Annotated in this window: 1 protein-coding gene and 1 pseudogene; one reads left to right on the forward strand and one right to left on the reverse strand. The window is 55.5% G+C overall.

Translation table 11 applies throughout. The features are described from left to right. Window positions 1-482, forward strand: a pseudogene (locus BBW68_RS04750) (transposase); the annotation flags it as partial. Between the two features lie 245 nt (window positions 483-727). On the opposite strand, the gene rhlE reads toward BBW68_RS04750, so the two are convergent. Further along, window positions 728-2,122 carry an ATP-dependent RNA helicase RhlE gene (gene rhlE / locus BBW68_RS04755; RefSeq protein WP_070134234.1) on the reverse strand — a complete coding sequence of 465 codons (1,395 nt, stop codon included), beginning with the start codon at window positions 2,120-2,122 and terminating at the stop codon, window positions 728-730. Window positions 2,123-2,390: the final 268 nt, after the last annotated feature.

Below are 2,390 nucleotides of genomic sequence, written 5' to 3' on the forward strand. Positions count from 1 at the left end.
AATCTCCTAACCATGAACTGCGCTGGTTAACCCCGGAAGGAAAGCGCTACGACATGATGGAATTTCTGCGCGGGCTGGGTTGCAGCGAGAACGGTGAAACCACAGTCATGATCGGTAACGGCGGGAACAAAAAAACATGGACTCCCTTTCCGGCACGCCTTATTGCCGTGGCGCTGCCGCCAGAAAAAGCGCAGAGCAGCAGAGCCCGGGTACTCAGCGACAATCGTCGCAAAGGGCGGGTAGATCAGGCAGAAACACGGGAAGCAGCAGGACATGTGCTGTTACTTACGTCACTACCAGAACACGAATATTCAGCAGAGCAAGTGGCTGACTGTTACCGTCTGCGCTGGCAAATTGAACTGGCTTTTAAACACCTCAAAAGTCTGTTGCAAATGGATGCTCTGCGGGCAAAGGACACTGAACTTGCAAAAGCCTGGATATTTGCAAATCTGCTCGTGGCTTTCTTAATTGATGACATGATCTAGCCATCGCTGGCCTTTCCCCCCCTGAAGGCACGACAGAAAAACGAAGGGATAACTCTTTTGTGGAGAATAACAAAAATGGTTATCCGTGACTTACGTGGAGCCATTACCGGGTCAGTCCCGCTGGAAGCGTATGTCGTGAAACTGAAGTGTGTGGGCCATCGCCTCAACGAGCCGCCCAGACGACGTATTCTTCAGATGGTCCGGACATTAAGTTAGCGCCTATGGCACCTCCCCTCTATTAATTAACCGTTGTTACTTGGCCCAGAACGGCGTGGATAGGTTTTGTTGACGCGTGATACGCCAGCATTGCCGCCTTCCGGGAGTGCTGCACGGCCTGAACCATTGCCCTGACGACGTTCGCCGCCTGCAGTCGCACCGTTGCCGCTGGCGCTACGAACGCCACCACTGCGCTGAGCACCACGACCGCGTCCACCGCCGCCGCCTGCTCCGCCGCACTGCTGCTGGCGACCGTTAATGATCGGCTCAGCTTTAATGCTTGGGTCGGGCTCATAGCCTCCAATCGCTATGCGCGGGATTTCACGCTTCAGCATGCGTTTAATGTCGCGCAGCAGCTTCAGCTCGTCCACGCACACCAGCGACAGGGCTTCGCCCACCGCGGCCGCACGGCCGGTACGACCAATACGGTGGACATAGTCTTCCGGTACGTTTGGCAGCTCGAAGTTCACCACGTGCGGCAGCTCTTCGATATCGATACCGCGCGCGGCGATATCGGTCGCCACCAGCACGCGGATCTTACCTTCTTTAAAGTCGCTCAGCGCACGGGTACGCGCGCCTTGGCTCTTGTTGCCGTGGATCGCTGCGGCGGTGATGCCGTCTTTGTTCAGCTGCTCGGCTAGGTGGTTAGCACCGTGTTTGGTACGGGTAAATACCAGCACCTGCTGCCAGTTGTCGCGCCCGATCAGGAACGATAACAGCTCGCGCTTACGCTTCTTATCGACCATGTGAACGTGCTGCGTTATCTGCTCAGAAACGGTGTTGCGGCGCGCCACGGAGACTTCTTCCGGGTTGTGCAGTAGTTTTCCCGCCAAGGTTTTGATCTCGTCAGAGAAAGTAGCGGAGAACAGCAGGTTCTGGCGTTTGGCAGGCAGTTTTGCCAGTACGCGACGGATATCGTGAATGAAGCCCATATCCAGCATGTGGTCGGCTTCATCCAGTACCAGAATTTCCACTTTGGACAGGTCTAGCGCGTTCTGATGCTCAAGGTCCAGCAGGCGACCAGGCGTTGCCACCAGCACGTCAACACCGCTGCGCAGTTTAATCAGCTGCGGGTTGATGCTGACGCCGCCGAAGACCACCAGCGAGCGCAAGTCGAGGTATTTGCTGTATTCCTGCACGTTTTCGCCCACCTGAGCCGTCAGTTCGCGGGTTGGAGTGAGGATCAGTGCGCGCACCGGGCGACGACCTTTCGGGTGCGGGTTGTTATTGCTGAGCAGCTGCAGCAGCGGCAGGGTGAAACCTGCGGTTTTACCGGTACCGGTCTGGGCGCTGGCCATCAGGTCACGTCCAGCCAGCACGACCGGGATTGCTTGGCGCTGAATTGGCGTCGGCTCGTTATAGCCCTGTTCAGTAACAGCGCGCAAAATATCGGCATTAAGGCCGAGAGAATCAAATGACATAAAGTTGACTGACTCCGGATCCACCCTGACCGCATAGCGGTATAGTTTCCAAGGGGAGAGTTGACGCCAAGATCATTCCTGACGCTTGAATGAGAGTACAAACCACGGTGCCTAAGGGACAGATTATAACAGAACCCTACGCTCTAGGGAGTTATTCTTACGCATCTTATTCAAAAATGCGCGACAAGCGATTACAGCGCGCCAGCGCACATCTGAGCGAATGGTTCAGTAAGTAGAGGAAAAAAGTTCAACGCTTTGAAATGGAGAA

Origin of the sequence: Candidatus Erwinia dacicola (genome assembly GCF_001756855.1) — a bacterium.
Classification (GTDB): domain Bacteria; phylum Pseudomonadota; class Gammaproteobacteria; order Enterobacterales; family Enterobacteriaceae; genus Erwinia; species Erwinia dacicola.

Excerpts from the sequence above, each read along its gene's own strand:
- rhlE (WP_070134234.1), bottom strand. The coding sequence starts at position 2,122 with ATGTCATTTGATTCTCTCGGCCTTAATGCCGATATTTTGCGCGCTGTT.